The organism is Streptomyces sp. NPDC058534 (assembly GCF_042717365.1).
Classification (GTDB): Bacteria; Actinomycetota; Actinomycetes; order Streptomycetales; family Streptomycetaceae; genus Streptomyces.
Window position 1 is genome coordinate 1 of record NZ_JBHXNW010000083.1, and the last position, 16,788, is coordinate 16,788.

Genomic DNA, 16,788 nt, shown 5'->3' on the forward strand with positions numbered 1-16,788 from the left:
GGGCGGACCGCCGCCCGGGCCCGGGGGGCCAGGACCGGGCCGGCGACGACGACGCCGACGACCTCATGTCCCGCGTCCGCGCACGCCTCGGCGATGCCGGCCAGCTCGCCCGCGGTCCGACTGCCCGCGCTGAGCACGACCAGGGCACCGGACTCGGCGTCGCGGTCAGGAACCATCGGCCGGTCCACCGAGACTTCCGCCACCCGCAGCAGCGGATCGCTCCCGGCTTCCGCAACGAGTTGCCTCGCCGCTCGACGGGCGGTCTCGTCGCCGTCCGGTACGACCACCAGCAGCCGCCGGGGGGCCGGCAGCCGGTCCCGGAGGCGGGCGCACACCCGCCGGTAGCGGATCCGCCTGCCGTCCTCGTCGCCGGACGCCTGCGGGGCCGGTGTGTCCCACGGCGTGTCGATGCCCAGCAGCCCGCTGATCCGGGCCCCGGTGCCACGGCCCTCCGGTCGGGGCGCGGGCCGTTCACCGGGTACGTCGACGGTACCCAGCAGCACCGAGCCGAGCACCCCGGCGATCTCCTGTCCGGTGCGCGGCCGACGCTTCATCCGTGCGGCGACGAGATGGCCGACGACCGCGAGCAGGAGGAACAACAGCGCCCCGCCGACGATGAGGTGCACCCGCGTCGGCGGTGCCTCGCCGGTCGGCCGGGCCGCCGGCCCCATGACGACCAGGTTGGCCTTGCCCGTCGCCCCGTCGGCCTGCTCCAGCTTGTTCATGGCGTCCGCCAGCGCGGTACGCAGCTTCGCCAGCTCGGTGCGGGCCTGCACGCTCTCCACGGTCCGTCCGGGGTCGGCCGAGTCGGCCAGATCGGTGATGCGGCGGTTGGTCTGCACGACCTGCTGCCGCAGCGCCTCGGATCCCGTGGCCGCGTCGGAACCGGTGTTGTCGCCCGCGATCCGCGCGACGAAGGAGACGAACTGCTGGGCCACCTCGTCGGAGAGCCGCTGCGCGCGCTCAGGGGTGTCGGCCGTACCCGAGATCTTGATGATGTTCCCGTCGGTCGCCTTGGCGCCCACCTGGTCCCGCAGGCCGATGCCGTCCACGCCGGTCCAGTGGAGCGCGGCGGCCGCGCGGTCGACCACCTCCGAACTGGTCGCGATCTCCGCCTGGGTCAGCAGCTCACGCTGCTCCCACTGCCCGGGCAGGAGGACGGATGCCGACGTCGTGTAACTCGGCGGGAACAGCAGGGAGGCGCCGTAGCCGACGAGTGCGCCCACCACGGCGAGGACGGCGAAGAGCCGCCGACGCCGGCGAAGCATCCGCCCGATCGTGACCAGGCGTATGGTGTCATCGCTCAACGGTGCGGCCTCCGCCCTGTACTGACGTGTCGCCCATCGGCACCGGAATGCGGCCGTCGCAGGCGGCGGCGTAGGCGGCGAGCAACGACCGCTGGGAGTTCCGCCAGGAGAGCTGCCCACCGATCCGCTCCTGGCCGACCTTGCCCATCAGCTCCCGCCGCTCGGGGTCGTCGAGGAGCTCGGCGATGAGCCCGGCGAACTCGGCCTCGTCGTTGGCGGGCGCGTAGACGGCGGCGTCGCCGGCCGAGATTCTCGCCTCCCGGAGGTCGAACGAGACGATCGGCCGGCCCATCACCATGTACTCCAGGACCTTGTTCATGGTCGACACGTCGTTGAGCGGATTGCGCGGGTCGGGGGAGAGGCACACGTCCGCGGTGGACAGGTAGCGCACCAGATCGGCGTCCGGAATGCGCCCGGTGAACTGCACCTGCTCCGCGAGCCCGAGCCTCCGGGACAGCTCCACCATCTCCTCGAAGGTGTCACCGGCGCCGACGAACACCGCGTGCCAGTCGGTCCGCCCGAGGTCGTCACGCAGCTTCGCGAGAGCCCGCAAGGCGTAGTCGACGCCGTCCTGCGGACCCATGACCCCGAGGTAGCACAGCAGATGAGGCTTGCCCCGCTTCAACTCCGGCTCGGGCGGGACCGGGTGGAACCGGTCGACGTCAGGTGCGCTGCGGACCACGAAGACGTCCGCCGGACGCCGGCCGCCACGGCGCACCGCGACGTCCCGGTAGCTCTCGTTCGTGGCGATCACCACGTCCGCGGCCCGGTAGGTGAGCCGCTCCAGCGCGCGCACACCGCGGTAGAGCAGGTCCTCGCCGCGGCCGAACCGCGAGAGGTACAGCTCGGGAACCAGGTCGTGCTGGTCGAAGACGAACCGCGCGCCGCGCCGCTTCATCCACAAGGCCGGCAGGAACAGCAGGTCGGGCGGGTTGCAGGCGTGGACCACGTGGACCGGGCCGACCGTCCGGGCCAGCCGGACCGTGTGCCACAACGCCGCCCCGTACTCCCGCAGATAGCCGGCCGGTCCTCCGGTGGCCGCGCGCAACGGGTAGCGGTGGATCCGCACCCCGTCGATCTCCGCCTCAGGCTCCGTGTCCCGCTTGGTTCCCCGGGGACAGATGACGTGCACCGTCCAGCCCGCGTCGCGCAGCGTCGTGCACTCCTGCCACACCCGCCGGTCGAACGGGACCGACAGGTTCTCCACCAGGATCAGCGCGCGCCGTTCCGGCCGGGCGCCGCCCGTCGCGTCACCCGACGCCGTGTCACCAAGCAAGGCCCATGTACCCCGGTTCGGCCCGGCGCGCCTCGGCGTCGGGAAGGCGGACGAGATCGACGATCACGGGACTGCCGTCGCCATGGGGCAGCGCCGACAGCACGGCCGGGTCCCGGGTCCCGACCAGGCACACCTCGGCGTGTTCGAGAACCTCCTCGACGGAGTCCGCGAGCAGCTGCGCGAGGTGCGGCAGCCGCGTCTCGATGTACTCGCGGTTCGCGCCGAGCAGCCGCGAGAGGCTCACGTTGGCGTCGTAGATCCGCAGGTCGTACCCCTTGCCGAAGAGCCGCTCCGCCAGCTCGACCAGCGGGCTCTCGCGGAGGTCGTCGGTACCGGGCTTGAAGGACAGCCCGAACAGGCCCGCCCGGCGTTTGCCGGTGCGCTCGACCAGCTCCACCGCGCGCTGGAGGTGGTCGGAGTTGGAGGGCAGCACGTGGGAGAGGATGGGCACCGAGACGTCGGCCCGCTGTGCCGCGTGGACCAGGCTGCGCAGGTCCTTGGGCAGGCAGGAGCCACCGAAGGCGAAGCCGGGCCGCAGATAGGCGGAGCTGATGTTCAGCTTGCGGTCGGCCAGGAACACGTCCATCACCTGGTGCGAGTCCACGCCCAGCGCCTGGCACACCGCGCCCAGCTCGTTCGCGAAGCCGATCTTGAGGCCGTGGAACGCGTTGTCGGCGTACTTGATCGCCTCCGCCGTCGGGATCGGCACCCGGAACACCTCGCCGGGCAAGCCGTAGTACAGCTCCATCACCGCTTCGCCGCTGGCCGGGTCCAGCTCGCCGATGACGGTCTTGGGCGGGTCGAAGAAGTCCCGCACGCTCGTGCCCTCGCGCAGGAACTCCGGGTTGACCGCGACCCCGACGTCCACCCCGGCCGTGCCGCCGACGGACTTCTCCAGGATCGGCACCAGCAGGTTCAGGCAGGTGCCGGGGAGCATGGTGCTGCGGAACACGACGGTGTGCCGTCCGCTGTGCCCACTGCGGTCTGCCAGCGCGGCGCCGATCTGCTCGGTGACCCGCTCCAAGTACGTGGTGCACAGGCTGCCGTTGGGCTCCGACGGCGTACCCACGCAGACCAGCGACACCTCGCTGTTCATGACCGCCTCGTGGACGTCGGCGGTGGCGCGTAACGCTCCGTTCCGCGTGACCTCGGCGATGAGCTCGCCGATCCGCTCCTCGACCACCGGGGCCTTGCCGTCGTTGACCAGGTCGACCTTCACCTGGTTGACGTCCACCCCGATGACCTCGTGCCCCATGCTCGCCAGGCACGCGGCCGACACACAGCCCACGTAGCCGAGCCCGAAAACGCTGATTCTCATGACGCCTTCCTCCCCCCAGGCAGGCCCACCCGGCCTGCGGTCCGCGCGCCGGCCGGACGACGTCCCCGGCGCATCAGTAGGCCCCCTGGCCGTAGAACACCGCACGCAGCGTCTTCCACAAGATCACTGTGTCCAGGGCGAGCGACCAGTCCTCCACGTACCGCAGGTCCAGCCGGACCGCCTCCTCCCACGACAGGTCGCTGCGCCCGCTGATCTGCCACAGGCCGGTGAGTCCGGGTTTGACCAGCAGCCGCCGCCGGATGTCCGGGCCGTACGCGGCGGACTCCTCCGGTAACGGAGGCCGCGGGCCGACGAGCGACATCGATCCGGTGAGCACGTTGAAAAGCTGCGGGAGTTCGTCGATCGAGTACCGGCGCAGCACCGTTCCCACCCGGGTCACCCGCGGATCCCGGCGGAGCTTGAACAGCAGGCCGGCGCCCTCGTTGCGGTCGGCCAGCCCGGCACGCGCCCGGTCCGCCCCGGCGACCATGGTGCGGAACTTGAGAATGGTGAACTCGCGGCCGTCCTTGCCGACCCTGCGCTGGCGGTAGAAGGCCCCGCCCCGACTGTCGGCCAGCACGAGCAGCCCGACGAACACCATCAGCGGCGCGAACAGCATCAGCAGGATCGCCGCGCCCGTCCGGTCGACGATGCCCTTGACTGCGCGGCGGCCCCCGGTGAAGGTCGGCATGCTGACCCGCAGCAGCGGGATCCCGAGCACCGCGTCGATGTGCAGCCGCGGTCCGGCCACCTCCATCAGCACGGGCGCCACGACCATCTCGGTGTCGCTGCCTTCGAGGTTCCAGGCCAGCCGCTGCAGCCGGTCCGGCGACCAGTGCGGATCCGGCGTGACGGCGACGACACGGTAGCCGTCGCGGTGGACGTGGCCCGCGACGTCCGACAGCCGGCCGACGACCGGCACTCCGTCCAGTTGGTCACCGTCGTGCCCCGTCGTGCACACCGCGTCCACCCGCCAGCCGAGATGCGGGAGTCTTCGGGTCCGCGTGATCAGGTCGCGCACGGTGGCCGGACTCCCGGCGGCGAGCACCGGTCGCAGGCACCGCCCTTCCTTGCGCTGTCTGTGCAGCCAGAGGCGCAGCACATACCGCGCGGTCATGGTGATGAGCGCGATCGCGGGGATCGCGACGAAGATCCAGAGTTTGATGTTGCGCGAGGTGAGGGCGATCCCGCCGAGCGCCAGTACGACGGTCGCCATGAACAGTGAGCGTCCGAGCCGGCGGAATTCCTCGGCACCCTGGCCGAGCACGCCCGGAGCCCACGACCTGCTCACCGCGAGCGCGCCCAGCACCAGCAGCTCGGTGCCGAAGGCGAGAATTCCCCACTTCTCGTGCCAGTTGGCCGCGTCGCGGGCCCCGAAGAAGTTGCCGATCGCCGCCACCACGACGGCCGTTGCCACCGTATCGGTGGTGATCACGGTACGGCGATACCGCTGCTCCCAGTCGACCGCGGGCCGGCCGACTGCCCCGTTCGCCAGACGTCCGCCCGCAGACGGAAAAGGGCTGACTATTCCCCCTTGCCGCACAGAACCCCCCAGGTCCCAGTGATTCGACGTGTTCGCCCAACACTGTTTTGCTCCGCCGGGAGGCCCCCGCCTCCCGCGCCGTTGCGGCAATGCAGAGCTACTTGAATTCGAGGCGCGCCGGTACCCGCCGAAACCTTGGGTGCTCCCCTCACCCAAGCGCCCTTTCGGGCTCCAGGAATTGATCATCCCCATGCCTGGCACCGAGGCAGCAACTGCTGACCTGCCAAAGTGCCGGACCTATAGATCATTACTGGTCGCCTCGTGTCGAAGCACGGTCAATGTAGACCATCGGGGCTCGGTGTGAAGAGGGGATGTGTGTAATTTGTGTTCAACCTTTGAGGTTGCCTTCATTAATCGGTCACGTTTTGGGAAGCCCTCGGTGTCGCCCCGGGCTCTGGCGGCAAGCTTGATCAAATTTGCGATGCTTATCGACTCGTAGTCCCCGGCCGGAAGGCACGGAATATGTGCTGAGCTGGGGCTTCCGAGCGCCGATCACCGGCGCGTGTCGCCGGCGACTTCGCACAGGGTTGCTCGATCCTTCTTGGGCGTGCCGCGAAGAGTGCTGCCTCCGACGGCGATCGAGCGCCCTTCGCGAAGAGGGCGTGAGTACCAACATCGGCTTGAATGCGGCGTGCGAGACGCTGCGCGTGGAGGCCTCGACCGGCTGCTAGGTGCACGGGGGCCGGAAGATCGCGTTCCCGAAGTGCTTCGACCAGTCGGACCGGATGAGGGAGGGGTGACTTACCTGGCACACCCGGGTTGCGACCCGTCCGGGGGAGGTCTCCCACGGTTGGGCGGTGCGGTCCGCGCCTGCGGTGGCCAAGGTGTGGCCGTCGGGGGCGAAGGCCGCCTTGCCGACATGTCCGAGGAGAGCCGAAGTCTGGTGCAGACGCCGGTCGGTGACGCGCCACAGACGTACCGGGTCCCCGGATTCCGTGGTGGCGAGGGTCTGCCCGTCGGGGCTGAAGACGGCGGAGTTGATCCCCTCCGGCAGGGCCGCGGACGTGTCCAGCCCTTTCGGGTGGCGGACGTCGGTGACGTCCCACAGCCACACGGTACCGTCCCAGCCGCCCGTGGCCGGGGTGTGCCCGTCCGGGCTGAACACGGCGGTGTTGGCGCCGCCGGTACGCCCGGTGAGGGTGGCGAGATCGCGGGGGTGGCGCAGGTCGGTGACGTCCCACAGGCGCATGGTGCCGTCCCCGTTGGAGGCGGCCAGGACCCGCCCGTCGGGACTGAACTCCACCGTGTTCACGCGGCCGCCGTGTCCGGTGAGAGTGGACAGGGCCCGGGGGACGCGGGGGTCGGCGCCGATCCACAGCCGTAAGGTCTGATCCCGGCTTCCGGTGGCCGGCGTGCGCCCGTCCGGGCTCAGCGCCGGCCCGCACACGGCGTCTCCGTAGCCGGTGAGGGCGGCGAGTTTCCGCGGGCGCCGGCGGTCGGTGACGTCCCACAGGCGTACGGTCCGGTCGTCGCCGGCCGTCGCGAGGGTGTGCCCGTCAGGGGTGAAGGCGACCGCGCAGACGGTGTCGGTGTGCCCATCGAGCGTGGGCAGGGCGAGGTTCTGACCGGGCGGTGGAGTGGCTCCCACCAGGTGCGCGCATGGTGCCGGCCCTGGCCCGCGTCTGCGGGTCGGGGCCGCCATCTGTTCGGTCTACCGAGCGTTGAACCGGCGCTCGGTGTTGTTGATGCGAAGCGTGGTCTCGTGCACTCGAGCTGGAGTGACCCCGGGCGCCGTTGGCAGACGTGGGGAACTGGACGTATCTCCCGGGCCGAACACCAGCGGCTCATCGACACGTGGCACGGTCGCGGCACGACGACGGGCGACGTGTTCGACCGTCTCGACCAGGACGGCGACGGCTACCTCAGCCGCGCGGAGTTCGCGCTGCTGTGGACACAGTTCTGGATCAGCGACGACCCGGCCGAGCCCGGCAACGTGATGTGCGGTCCACTGGCTCCCGCCGCCTGAAACCGTCGCGGGTGCCGTACGGGGTTATCGCTCAACCGCGTCGAACGCGGGAGCGAGCGGGGCCAGTACTGCGCGGAGCTGGTCGGGCAGCGAGCCGGAGGGGACGACCAGTCCTCCGGCGCCGAGACTCCCGTCGGCCCCGTCGGCCCCGTCGGCCCCGTCGGCCCCGTCGGCCCCGTCGGCCCCGTCGGCCCCCTCGGCTCCGGCCGGGCGGAGCCAGCCCTCCAAAGCGATCCGTACCGCCGCGGCCACGCTCGCCGCGAGAACATGGGCCGTGTGCTCCCCGGTGTCACCGATGCGTTGGGCGATCACCGCCGTCAGCGGGGGCTCGATGCCGACGGTGGCATCCAGGAACGCGTCGCGCAGCGCGGTCCGGGTCGTGATGAGCAGCAGCGCCCGGTGGTCGCGCTCACCGGTGTCCGTGTACTGCTCCACCACCGCTTCGGTGACGGCGTCGGCCAGGCGTACTCCCGCGGGCCGGGCCGCGACCGCCGCAGCGATCCGCGCCTCCCGGTCCGCGGTGACAGCGGAGACGATCGCCTGCTCGCGGCTGCCGAAGTAGTTGTTGTAGGTGCGCGGGGAGACCCCGGCCGCCTCGGCGATGTCCTCGACCCGCAGCCGGTCAGGTCCGCGCTCCAAGGCCAGGCGCAGCGCCGCCTCACGCAGCGCCTCGCGCGTGGCCTGCTTCTTCCGCTCCCGCAGCCCTGCTGGTGGTGTCGTCACGGCGTCAAGCCTTCCACACAAGGCTGCGTGCACGCAAAATTTCGTGCACGCACATTTCCTGTCAGTCTCGATCCCGCCGGGACCGACGGAGAGGACGGCACCATGCGAGCAAGAGGAATGACCTACGACACCGGATTCGTGGTGCGAGGCCGGCTGTCCCACGAGCGCTTGGACCCCGCGGTGGTCCGGCGCGAGCTCGCCATCATCCGCGACGAGCTGCACTGCGACGCGGTCCAGATCATCGGCGGCGACCCGGACCGACTGGAGCTGGCAGCCGGTGTCGCCGTCGAACTCGGCCTGGAGGTCTGGTTCTCGCCCTATCCGCTGGAACTGGACCCGGAGCAGATCCTCACGCTCTTCCGCGACTGCGCCGACCGAGCGGAACGGCTCCGTCGGCAGGGGGCCACAGTCGTGTTCGTCGCAGGGGTCGAACTGAGCGTGATGAACCGCGGGTTCCTGCCCGGGAAGAGCCCCGAGGAGCGGGTCGGACAGCTGCTGAGCCGACCCGAGCGCCGGGCCGAAGCGATGCGCGAACTCGGCCTGCGCGTCAACGCGTTCCTCCGCGACGCCGTGTCCACGGTCCGCGAACGCTTCCAGGGCCGGCTCACCTACGCATCGATCCAGTTCGAACAGGTCGACTGGACCCCCTTCGACATCGTGACGTTCGAGCTGCTCCGCTCCGCCGAGGTCGCCGACGGGTTCCGGGACGCGGTGCGCACCCTCGCCCGGGGCCCGAAGCCGCTCGCCGTCACCGGCTTCGGCACCGCGGCATACCGTGGCGCGGGAGACCGCGGCGGGCGGGTGCTGGAGGTGGTCGAGTACGACCCGGAGACCAAGGCCCCTGTACGGCTGAACGGCACATACGAGCGCGACGAGGCCGGTCAGGCCGCGTATCTGAGCGAACTACTGGAGATCTTCGAGACCGAGGGCGTGGACAGCGCGTTCGTGTTCCTGTTCGCCCTGCCCGGCTATCCGCACCGCCCGGACGGCGACCCGAGGGACGACCTGGACCGGGCCGGCCTGGGCATCGTCAGACTCCTCGAAGGGCGCCGGGGACAGACCTACCCCGACATGGAGTGGGAACCCAAGGCCGCCTTCGCGGCAGTGGCCCAGCGCTATCGCCGATGACGATCACGCACGGGCACCTTCCGGCGTGTCAAACCGATGAGTTTGCCGGTTGCCTGAAGTCTTCCTTGCGGGAGAGAAGGAGGCCAGGATGACCAATCCCATTCGGCTGTACATGTCGATGTCGCTCGACGGCTACATCGCCGGCCCGGACGACCGGCCAGGGCAGGAGCTCGGACGAAACGGTGGCCGGCTTTTCAACTGGCTCGACGATCGGGAGACCGACGGCCCGAGCGGCCAGGTCTACCGCGAAGCGCTGGCGACCGGCGCGGTGATCTCCGGCCGCCGGACCTTCGAACTCGCCGGGCGTTGGCAGGGCGACCACCACGACGGCGTGCCGATCTTCGTCCTCACCCACCAGGTGGACGACGGGGACGTACCCCCCGGCCACGCGCGTTTCGTCACCGACGTCGAGGACTGCGCCCGCCAGGCTCGCGCGGCCGCGGGGGAGCGGCCGGTCATGGTCCACGGGGCGGGGGCGGCCCAAGCGCTCCTCCGAGCCGGGCAGGTGGACGAGATGGAGATCCACCTGGTCCCCGTCCTCCTCGGGGACGGCCGAAGGCTGTTCGACCACCTGGGTGGTGATCACATCGAACTCGACCTCGTCCGACGACTCGAGGATCGAGACGTCACGCACCTTCGCTACCGGGTGCGCCGCCCCGAGGCGGCCGCATAAGGACGCCGACCAACGATTGCCTACACCCGCCTCAGTGCGGAGCGGCCCGCGAAGTGTGCAGAGGCGCCCAGTTCCTCTTCGATCCGGATCAGCTGGTTGTACTTCGCCGTGCGATCGGAACGGGAGAGCGATCCGGTCTTGATCTGACCGCAGCCGGTCGCCACCGCGAGATCCGCGATCGTGGTGTCCTCCGTCTCGCCCGAGCGGTGCGACATGACGGCCGTCCAGCCCGCCTGGTGTGCCGTGGCCACCGCGGCCAGGGCCTCGGTCAGGGTCCCGATCTGGTTGACCTTGACCAGGACGGAGTTGCCGACGCCGGTGCGGATGCCCTCGCGCAGCAGCGTCTCGTTGGTGCAGAACACGTCGTCGCCGGTGAGCTGACAGCGGTCGCCGACACGTGCGGTCAGCTCGCGCCACCCGTCCAGGTCGTTCTCCGCCATCGGGTCCTCGATGGAGACGACCGGGTAGGCGTCGATGAGCTTGGCCAGGTAGTCGGCGTGCTCTGAGGGGGTGCGCCGCACTCCCTCGCCCGCGTAGTCGTACACCCCGTCGTGGAAGAACTCCGACGACGCCGGGTCCATGACCAGCCCGATGTCCGTGCCGGGGCGGTAGCCGGTGCGTTCGATGGCGGTCATCACGAAGTCGAGCGCCTCCTCAGCCGTACGCAGAGCCGGTGCGAAGCCGCCCTCGTCACCGACGCCCGTGGAGTGCCCGGCAGCCAGCAGATCGCGGCGCAGGGTGTGGAAGACCTCGCTCCCCATGCGGACGGCCTCGGCGAACGTGTCCGCGCCCACCGGCGCGATCATGAACTCCTGGAAGTCCAGCGGATTGTCGGCGTGGGCTCCGCCGTTGACGATGTTCATCATGGGCAGCGGCAGGAGGTGCGCGTCGGCTCCGCCGAGGTAGCGGTAGAGGGGCTGGTGGCGGGCTGCCGCAGCGGCCTTGGCGGCGGCGAGGGAGACACCGAGAATCGCGTTCGCCCCGAGCCGCGACTTCGTGGCCGTCCCGTCGAGGGCGATCAGTGCGGCGTCGAGGCCCGCCTGGTCCGACGCGTCCCGGCCGCGCACGGCTGCCGCGATGTCCTCGTTGATGTGGGCCACGGCGCGGTCGACGCCCTTGCCGTGCCAGCGCGTGGAGTCTCCGTCGCGCAGCTCCACGGCCTCCCGGGCACCTGTGGAGGCCCCGGAGGGGACAGCCGCGCGCCCCAAAGACCCGTCCGCCAGGACGACGTCGACCTCCACCGTGGGATTGCCTCGGCTGTCGATGATCCGGCGGGCGGTGACGGTCTCGATGACGGCCGCGACGTCTTCGGCTGCCTGTGCGGACATGGGAGGTCCTTCCCGTTGTCGTGTGCCGCGGCCCCGGCTGCGACGACGCTGGCGCTGAGCCCGACAGCACCAGACACTACAGCAATGCTGAACAGCTGTGCTGCTCAGTTCTGCTGTACAGCATTGCTGTGCAGGCCAGGTGTACAGCGGTGCTGGTCAGCGGGGTAAAGTGCCCTATGCCCACCTCGGAAGCCGCCGCCATCGCCGCCGAACTGCGCACCGCGATGGGCAAGCTCACCCGACGCGTCAGGAACGAGGACCGCATCCCGCTGGGCCAGATCGCCGTGCTCGGTGCGCTCGACCGCGCCGGCGCCATGACCACCAGCGACCTCGCCGCGGACCAACGCGTTCGCCCCCAGTCGATGGCCCGCGCGGTGGGGCTGCTCCTGGAGAAGAGCCTCATCACGCGCCGTGCGCACCCCACCGACGGCCGTAAGACACTGGTCGAGCTGTCGGATGCGGGCCGGGCCGCGCTCGAAGCGGAACGCAACCGCAGGGCCGGCTGGCTCGCGCAGGCCATCGACGCCGGCCTCGACGACGAGGAGCGGGCGCTGCTGGCCCGGAGCACCGCGCTGCTGGAGCGGCTCGCGGACTACTAGGGTCTGCGTGGCCGGCCCGGCCGATCAGCGGGTGCCCGCCCTGGGCACCCGCTCCCTTCGGCACCGTCAGACGGCCCCGCGAACCCGTTCACCGATCCTCTCCTCGGAACCGAGAGCCCGCAGTATCTCCTCGACGCTCTGCTTGGCGTCGCCGAAGAGCATGCTGCTGTTCTCCCGGAAGAACAGCGGGTTCTGCACGCCCGCGTAGCCGGAGGCCATCGAGCGCTTGAAGACGATGACGTGCTCCGCCTCCCAGACCCGCAGCACGGGCATACCCGCGATCGGGCTCGACGGGTCCTCGGTCGCCGAGGGGTTGACCGTGTCGTTCGCGCCGATGACCAGAACGACCGACGTGTCCGCGAAGTCGTCGTTGACCTCGTCCATCTCCAGGACGATGTCGTACGGCACCTTCGCCTCGGCGAGGAGCACGTTCATGTGCCCGGGCAGTCGCCCTGCGACGGGGTGGACGCCGAACCGGACCTCGATGCCGCGCTCGCGCAGCCGCCGCGTCAGCTCCGCGACCGGGTGCTGGGCCTGCGCCACGGCCATGCCGTAGCCGGGAGTGATCACCACGGACCGCGCCCCCGCGAGCAGGCCGGCCGCCTCGTGCGCCCGTATCTCGCGGTGCTCGCCCTGCTCCTCGTCACCGCTCGGCGGAGCCTCCATGCCGAAGCCGCCCGCGATGACGGAGAGGAAGGAACGGTTCATCGCCTGACACATGATGTAGCTCAGATACGCACCGGAGGATCCGACCAGTGCCCCGGTGACGATGAGCAGGTTGTTGTCGAGCAGGAACCCGGCGGCCGCCGCGGCCCACCCGGAATAGCTGTTGAGCATGGAGACGACGACGGGCATGTCGCCGCCGCCGATGGAGGCCACCAGATGCCAGCCCAGGGCGAGCGCCAGGACCGTGACCGTCACCATCAGAGGCAGGCTCGGACTGACGGTGAACCAGACCGTGAGCACGGCGAACAGGGCCAGCGCGCCCAGGTTGAGGGCGTTCTTGCCGGGCAGCGTCAGGGGCCGGGACTTGATCCGGGCGGACAGCTTCAGGTACGCGACGACCGAGCCGGTGAAGGTGACCGCGCCGATGAAGACGCCGATGAACACCTCGGCGTGATGGATGCCGATCAGATCGGCGGCGATCCGGGTCTGCGAGCCGTGGGCCTCGACCTCCAGGTAGCTGTTCCAGCCGACCAGGACGGCCGCGAGACCGACGAAGCTGTGCAGTACCGCGATCAGCTCGGGCATCTGCGTCATCTCCACGCGCCGCGCCTGCCACAGGCCGATCGCGGCGCCGATCACCGTGGCGAGCAGGATCAGCACGATCGGACCGGCGGAGACGCTCTGCGCCGAGACGACGACGGTGGCGGTCAGGGCGAGCGCCATCCCCGCGATGCCGTAGACGACGCCGGCGCGTGACGTCCGGTGCTGGGACAGGCCGGCCAGGCTGAGGACGAACAGCAGGGCCGCCACCAGGTCGGCCGCACGGGAGGCGGTCATGGACGTCATCGGGACTCGCCTCTCGAGAACATGGACAGCATGCGGCGGGTGACGGCGAAACCTCCGAAGATGTTCACACTCGTCAGCAGGATCGCCACGAAGGACAGCACGGTGACGAGCGCGCTCTCGTGCCCGACCTGCAACAGGGCGCCGATCACCACGATCCCCGAGATGGCGTTGGTCACCGACATCAGCGGTGTGTGCAGGGAGTGGTGAACCTTGCCGATGACGTAGTAGCCGATGACCACCGCCAGCGCGAACACGGTGAGATTCTCGGCCAACTGGGCCGGCGCGAAGGCGATCGCCAGAAAGGTCGCGAGCATGCCGAGGCCGATCAGTGCGAAGCGTCCGGCCGGGGTGAACCGGGCCTTCGCGACCACGGGCGTGGCGGTCGACGTCTCCGGCGCGGTCGCGGTCGCTGCCGGGGCCGCCGAAACGGCGACCGGCGGGGGAGGCCAGGTCACCGTGCCCGCACGGACCACGGTCACGGCCCGCTGCACGACGTCGTCGAAGTCGATGACGAGTCGGCCGTCCTTGCCGGGGGTGGACAGGGCGAGCAGGTTGACCAGGTTGGTGCCGAACAGCTGTGACGCCTGGGCAGGCAGCCGGGATGCCAAGTCGGTGTAGCCGATGATGGTCACCCCGTTGCCGGTCACCACGCTCCGGCCCGCGACGGTGCCCTCGACGTTTCCGCCCTGGGCGGCGGCCATGTCGACGACGACACTGCCGGGCCGCATCGCGGCCACGTCGTCGGCGGTCAACAGGCGCGGGGCGGGGCGTCCGGGGATCAGCGCGGTGGTGATGACGATGTCCACGTCCCGGGCCTGCTCGTGGTAGAGCTGGGCCGCGGCCCGGTCGTAGTCGGCCGAGGTCACCCTGGCGTACCCGTCGGCGCTCTCCTCCTGGGTACTGCCGACCGCGAGGTACTCACCGCCCAAGGACCCGACCTGATCGGCGACTTCAGGCCGCGGGTCGGTGGCGCGGACGATCGCGCCGAGGCTGGACGCGGCCCCGATGGCGGCGAGCCCCGCGACACCGACCCCGGCGACGAGAACCTTCGCGGGGGGTACCTTGCCCGCGGCGGTGACCTGTCCGGTGAAGAAACGTCCGAAGACGTGCGCGGCCTCGATCACCGCCCGGTACCCGGCGATGTTCGCCATGGAACTGAGTACGTCCATCGACTGCGCCCGCGAGATCCGCGGCACCGCGTCGAGGGCGAGCACCGTGATGTCACGCGCGGAGAGCGCCTCCAGCAACTCGGGCCGCTGCGCCGGCGCGATGAGGGCCACCAGCGTGGCCGCGTCACGCAGCTCGGCGATCTCCTCGCCCGACGGCGGGTTGACCTTCAGTACGACATCCGCGGCCCAGGCCTCGCCGAGGCTCGCCCCCGCCTCCGTGTAGGCGTCGTCGCCGAACCCGGAGGCCGCACCGGCCCCGGACTCGACGACGACCTGGTAACCGAGGCCGAGCAGCAGGCGAACCGTTGCGGGCGTCGCGGCGACGCGAGTCTCTCCGGGTATGGACTCGGCGACGACGCCGACGCGTTGAGGTGGATGATGGGTGGAGTGGTGTCCAGTCATGTCCAGTCTCTCGTCGAGGCGTTGTTGCGGAGTTCCGTACCCAGACGAGGGCGACCGGGCACCGAAATCGTTGATCCCGGTCCGGGTGGGTCACAGGCTGGTGAGGATCTGTGGTGCCAGGTTCTTGATCACGATGTGGGTCCAGCGCATCTGGCGCAGCGTCTGCGGGTGGCAGTCGGAGGCCAGTCGTAGGAGTTCGCTGTCTCTCGACGCCTGTACGGCCTGGGCCGGCATCTCCCAGTGGAGCGAGTTCTCCACGGCGGCGACGTGCAGGTCTCGCAGGTCGCGCAGGAGCAGCAGACCCGGCTCCGGCCGGTTCACCGCGGCTGCCGACGCCTGCTTGCGGAGCGTCGCGAAGATTCCGTCCCTGGCGTCGTCGGGCGAGTCGTCCAGGCGCATGTCGTGGTGCGGGGCGACCTCGGCCAGTCGCCGGACGTCTTCGCGGGACCAGCGGGCGAGACCGGTGGCGATGTGGTGGACCTCGTGCTCGGTGCGGTGCCGATCGGCGACGGTCGCCGCGGGTGCCACCCCGTCCGTGAGGAACATGTCCACCCGGCCCGGCCAGGTCTCGTGCCGCCCGTAGGGCGTCCGGGCGCCCCACGGCTGCGCGATGCGGTCCGCCGAGTCCTCCATGCCGGTCTCCCGCCCTTGTGTCTAATCGCCGGGCACCGGGTACCCGGGCCCCGGCGAGCGAAGCGAACCGCCTGGGGGAGCGGTGCACGCCCGTCACTCGACACCCGTGACAGACGGGAAACCAGTAAGGAGGGACGATGAGCCGGACGACGCGACGGACGGTCGTGGTGACCGGGGCCAGCGCCGGGATCGGGCGGGCGACGGCCCGCATGTTCGCCGAGCGGGGCGACCGGGTGGCGCTGCTCGCCCGGGGCACGGCGGGTCTGGAGGCGGCGGCTGCCGACGTACGGGAGGCCGGAGGGCAGGCCCTGCCCATTGTCACCGACATGGCGGAATGGGACCAAGTACAGAAAGCGGCCCGTCGCGTGGAGGAGGAGCTGGGCCCCGTCGACGTCTGGGTGAACAACGCCTTCACCGCAGCTTTCGGCAGGTTCACCGACGTCCCCCCGGACGAGTTCCTGCAGGCGACGCGGTCGACCTACCTGGGGTACGTGCACGGCACCCGGGCGGCCCTTGATCACATGCTGGCGCGGGATCACGGCGCGATCGTGCAGGTCGGCTCCGCGCTCGCCTACCGCGGCATCCCCTTGCAGAGCGCGTACTGCGGTGCCAAGCACGCCATCCAGGGCTTCACCGAATCCCTGCGCTGCGAGCTGCTGCACGACAAGTCGTCCGTCTCGGTCACGATGGTGCAGATGCCCGCCGTCAACACTCCCCAGTTCTCCTGGCTCCGCACCCACCTGCCACAGCACGCCCAGCCCGTGCCTCCGATCTACCAGCCGGAGGTCGCGGCCCGCGCCGTGCTGCGCGCCGCCGACCATCCGCAGCGGCGCGAGTACTGGGTCGGTGCGTCCACGGTGCTGACGCTGCTCGCCAACGCCGTCGTACCGGGGCTGCTCGACCGGTACCTCGCACACACGGGCTTCGACGCCCAGCAGACCGACGCCCACACCCGGCGAGAGGGACGCGGCAACCTCTGGGCACCCGCCGACGCGAACGAGGACTACGGCGCCCACGGCGTCTTCGACGACCAGGCGTACTCCCGCAGCCCCCAGACATGGGCGAGCCGTCACCATGTGGGCAAGGCCGTGGCCGCCGCGGGGCTCGCCGGGGCGGGCTGTGCCGCTCTGCGCCGCCGAGCCCGGTCCTGAAAGAAGCACGGGCCGGGCGCCCGCCGAACGCACTGCCCGGTTTGCGTGCACAGGGCCCGG

The 16,788-nt window shown here is 70.7% G+C and carries 14 protein-coding genes and 1 pseudogene; 5 read left to right on the forward strand and 10 right to left on the reverse strand.

Going from position 1 to position 16,788, the window contains the following annotated elements; all coding sequences use genetic code 11:
• The 5 genes and pseudogenes from ACFWR9_RS35350 to ACFWR9_RS35370 form a co-directional block, all read right to left on the reverse strand.
• Positions 1–1,307: Wzz/FepE/Etk N-terminal domain-containing protein (locus ACFWR9_RS35350; RefSeq protein ID WP_383849663.1), on the reverse strand; the 1,307-nt coding region annotated here is incomplete at its 3' end.
• A pseudogene (locus tag ACFWR9_RS35355) lies at positions 1,304–2,583 on the reverse strand (glycosyltransferase family 4 protein). The pseudogene ACFWR9_RS35355 and the gene ACFWR9_RS35350, both read right to left, overlap by 4 nt.
• Positions 2,573–3,901, reverse strand: a complete 1,329-nt coding sequence (locus tag ACFWR9_RS35360) for a nucleotide sugar dehydrogenase (RefSeq protein WP_383849665.1) — start codon at positions 3,899–3,901, stop codon at positions 2,573–2,575. Before ACFWR9_RS35360 ends, ACFWR9_RS35355 begins: the two are co-directional and overlap by 11 nt.
• A 73-nt stretch (positions 3,902–3,974) precedes the next feature.
• Positions 3,975–5,444, reverse strand: coding sequence for a sugar transferase (locus tag ACFWR9_RS35365; RefSeq protein ID WP_383849667.1), 1,470 nt, complete (start codon positions 5,442–5,444; stop codon positions 3,975–3,977).
• A gap of 667 nt (positions 5,445–6,111) precedes the next feature.
• Positions 6,112–7,032 carry a WD40 repeat domain-containing protein gene (locus ACFWR9_RS35370; RefSeq protein ID WP_383849670.1) on the reverse strand — a complete coding sequence of 307 codons (921 nt, stop codon included), beginning with the start codon at positions 7,030–7,032 and terminating at the stop codon, positions 6,112–6,114.
• A gap of 237 nt (positions 7,033–7,269) precedes the next feature.
• Between ACFWR9_RS35370 and ACFWR9_RS35375 the strand changes: the two genes are divergently transcribed.
• The gene (locus tag ACFWR9_RS35375; protein ID WP_383849672.1) at positions 7,270–7,410 is read left to right on the forward strand and encodes a hypothetical protein; all 141 of its coding nucleotides are present in this window, start codon (positions 7,270–7,272) and stop codon (positions 7,408–7,410) included.
• A gap of 24 nt (positions 7,411–7,434) precedes the next feature.
• On the opposite strand, the gene ACFWR9_RS35380 is transcribed toward ACFWR9_RS35375, so the two are convergent.
• Positions 7,435–8,133 carry a TetR/AcrR family transcriptional regulator gene (locus ACFWR9_RS35380; RefSeq protein ID WP_383849675.1) on the reverse strand — a complete coding sequence of 233 codons (699 nt, stop codon included), beginning with the start codon at positions 8,131–8,133 and terminating at the stop codon, positions 7,435–7,437.
• A gap of 117 nt (positions 8,134–8,250) precedes the next feature.
• Here ACFWR9_RS35380 and ACFWR9_RS35385 point away from each other — a divergent pair, with 117 nt between their 5' ends.
• Both ACFWR9_RS35385 and ACFWR9_RS35390 read left to right on the forward strand, forming a co-directional pair.
• Positions 8,251–9,261, forward strand: coding sequence for a hypothetical protein (locus tag ACFWR9_RS35385; RefSeq protein ID WP_383849729.1), 1,011 nt, complete (start codon positions 8,251–8,253; stop codon positions 9,259–9,261).
• 88 nt (positions 9,262–9,349) lie between these two features.
• Positions 9,350–9,934: a dihydrofolate reductase family protein gene (locus ACFWR9_RS35390; RefSeq protein ID WP_383849677.1), complete on the forward strand. Its 585-nt coding sequence runs from the start codon at positions 9,350–9,352 to the stop codon at positions 9,932–9,934.
• 20 nt (positions 9,935–9,954) lie between these two features.
• On the opposite strand, the gene eno is transcribed toward ACFWR9_RS35390, so the two are convergent.
• Positions 9,955–11,262 (reverse strand): phosphopyruvate hydratase, encoded by a 1,308-nt coding sequence (gene eno / locus ACFWR9_RS35395; protein WP_383849679.1) that lies wholly within the window; start codon positions 11,260–11,262, stop codon positions 9,955–9,957.
• Positions 11,263–11,438: 176 nt separating this feature from the next.
• On the opposite strand from eno, the gene ACFWR9_RS35400 reads away from it, so the two are divergent.
• On the forward strand, positions 11,439–11,861 hold the full coding sequence (locus tag ACFWR9_RS35400; RefSeq protein ID WP_383849682.1) for a MarR family winged helix-turn-helix transcriptional regulator: 423 nt from the start codon (positions 11,439–11,441) through the stop codon (positions 11,859–11,861).
• Positions 11,862–11,927: 66 nt separating this feature from the next.
• Here ACFWR9_RS35400 and pntB read toward each other — a convergent pair whose 3' ends face one another.
• From pntB to ACFWR9_RS35415, 3 genes are all read right to left on the reverse strand, one after another.
• Positions 11,928–13,373, reverse strand: a complete 1,446-nt coding sequence (pntB, locus tag ACFWR9_RS35405; protein WP_383849685.1) for a Re/Si-specific NAD(P)(+) transhydrogenase subunit beta — start codon at positions 13,371–13,373, stop codon at positions 11,928–11,930.
• Positions 13,370–14,944, reverse strand: a complete 1,575-nt coding sequence (locus ACFWR9_RS35410; protein ID WP_383849688.1) for a Re/Si-specific NAD(P)(+) transhydrogenase subunit alpha — start codon at positions 14,942–14,944, stop codon at positions 13,370–13,372. Before ACFWR9_RS35410 ends, pntB begins: the two co-directional genes overlap by 4 nt.
• 90 nt (positions 14,945–15,034) lie before the next feature.
• Positions 15,035–15,490, reverse strand: a complete 456-nt coding sequence (locus ACFWR9_RS35415) for a hypothetical protein (RefSeq protein WP_383849731.1) — start codon at positions 15,488–15,490, stop codon at positions 15,035–15,037.
• A 224-nt stretch (positions 15,491–15,714) separates the two neighbouring features.
• Here ACFWR9_RS35415 and ACFWR9_RS35420 point away from each other — a divergent pair, with 224 nt between their 5' ends.
• A complete protein-coding gene (locus ACFWR9_RS35420) occupies positions 15,715–16,728 on the forward strand; it encodes an SDR family oxidoreductase (RefSeq protein ID WP_383849690.1) in 1,014 nt (337 codons plus the stop codon).
• The last annotated feature ends 60 nt before the right edge of the window (positions 16,729–16,788 follow it).

Bases quoted from the DNA above. Each gene is read 5' to 3' on its own strand.
- ACFWR9_RS35360 (WP_383849665.1), bottom strand. From the start codon at position 3,901: ATGAGAATCAGCGTTTTCGGGCTCGGCTACGTGGGCTGTGTGTCGGCC.
- ACFWR9_RS35385 (WP_383849729.1), top strand. From the start codon at position 8,251: ATGACCTACGACACCGGATTCGTGGTGCGAGGCCGGCTGTCCCACGAG.
- ACFWR9_RS35390 (WP_383849677.1), top strand. From the start codon at position 9,350: ATGACCAATCCCATTCGGCTGTACATGTCGATGTCGCTCGACGGCTAC.
- eno (WP_383849679.1), bottom strand. From the start codon at position 11,262: ATGTCCGCACAGGCAGCCGAAGACGTCGCGGCCGTCATCGAGACCGTC.
- ACFWR9_RS35400 (WP_383849682.1), top strand. From the start codon at position 11,439: ATGCCCACCTCGGAAGCCGCCGCCATCGCCGCCGAACTGCGCACCGCG.
- pntB (WP_383849685.1), bottom strand. From the start codon at position 13,373: ATGACGTCCATGACCGCCTCCCGTGCGGCCGACCTGGTGGCGGCCCTG.
- ACFWR9_RS35410 (WP_383849688.1), bottom strand. From the start codon at position 14,944: ATGACTGGACACCACTCCACCCATCATCCACCTCAACGCGTCGGCGTC.
- ACFWR9_RS35415 (WP_383849731.1), bottom strand. From the start codon at position 15,490: ATGTTCCTCACGGACGGGGTGGCACCCGCGGCGACCGTCGCCGATCGG.
- ACFWR9_RS35420 (WP_383849690.1), top strand. From the start codon at position 15,715: ATGAGCCGGACGACGCGACGGACGGTCGTGGTGACCGGGGCCAGCGCC.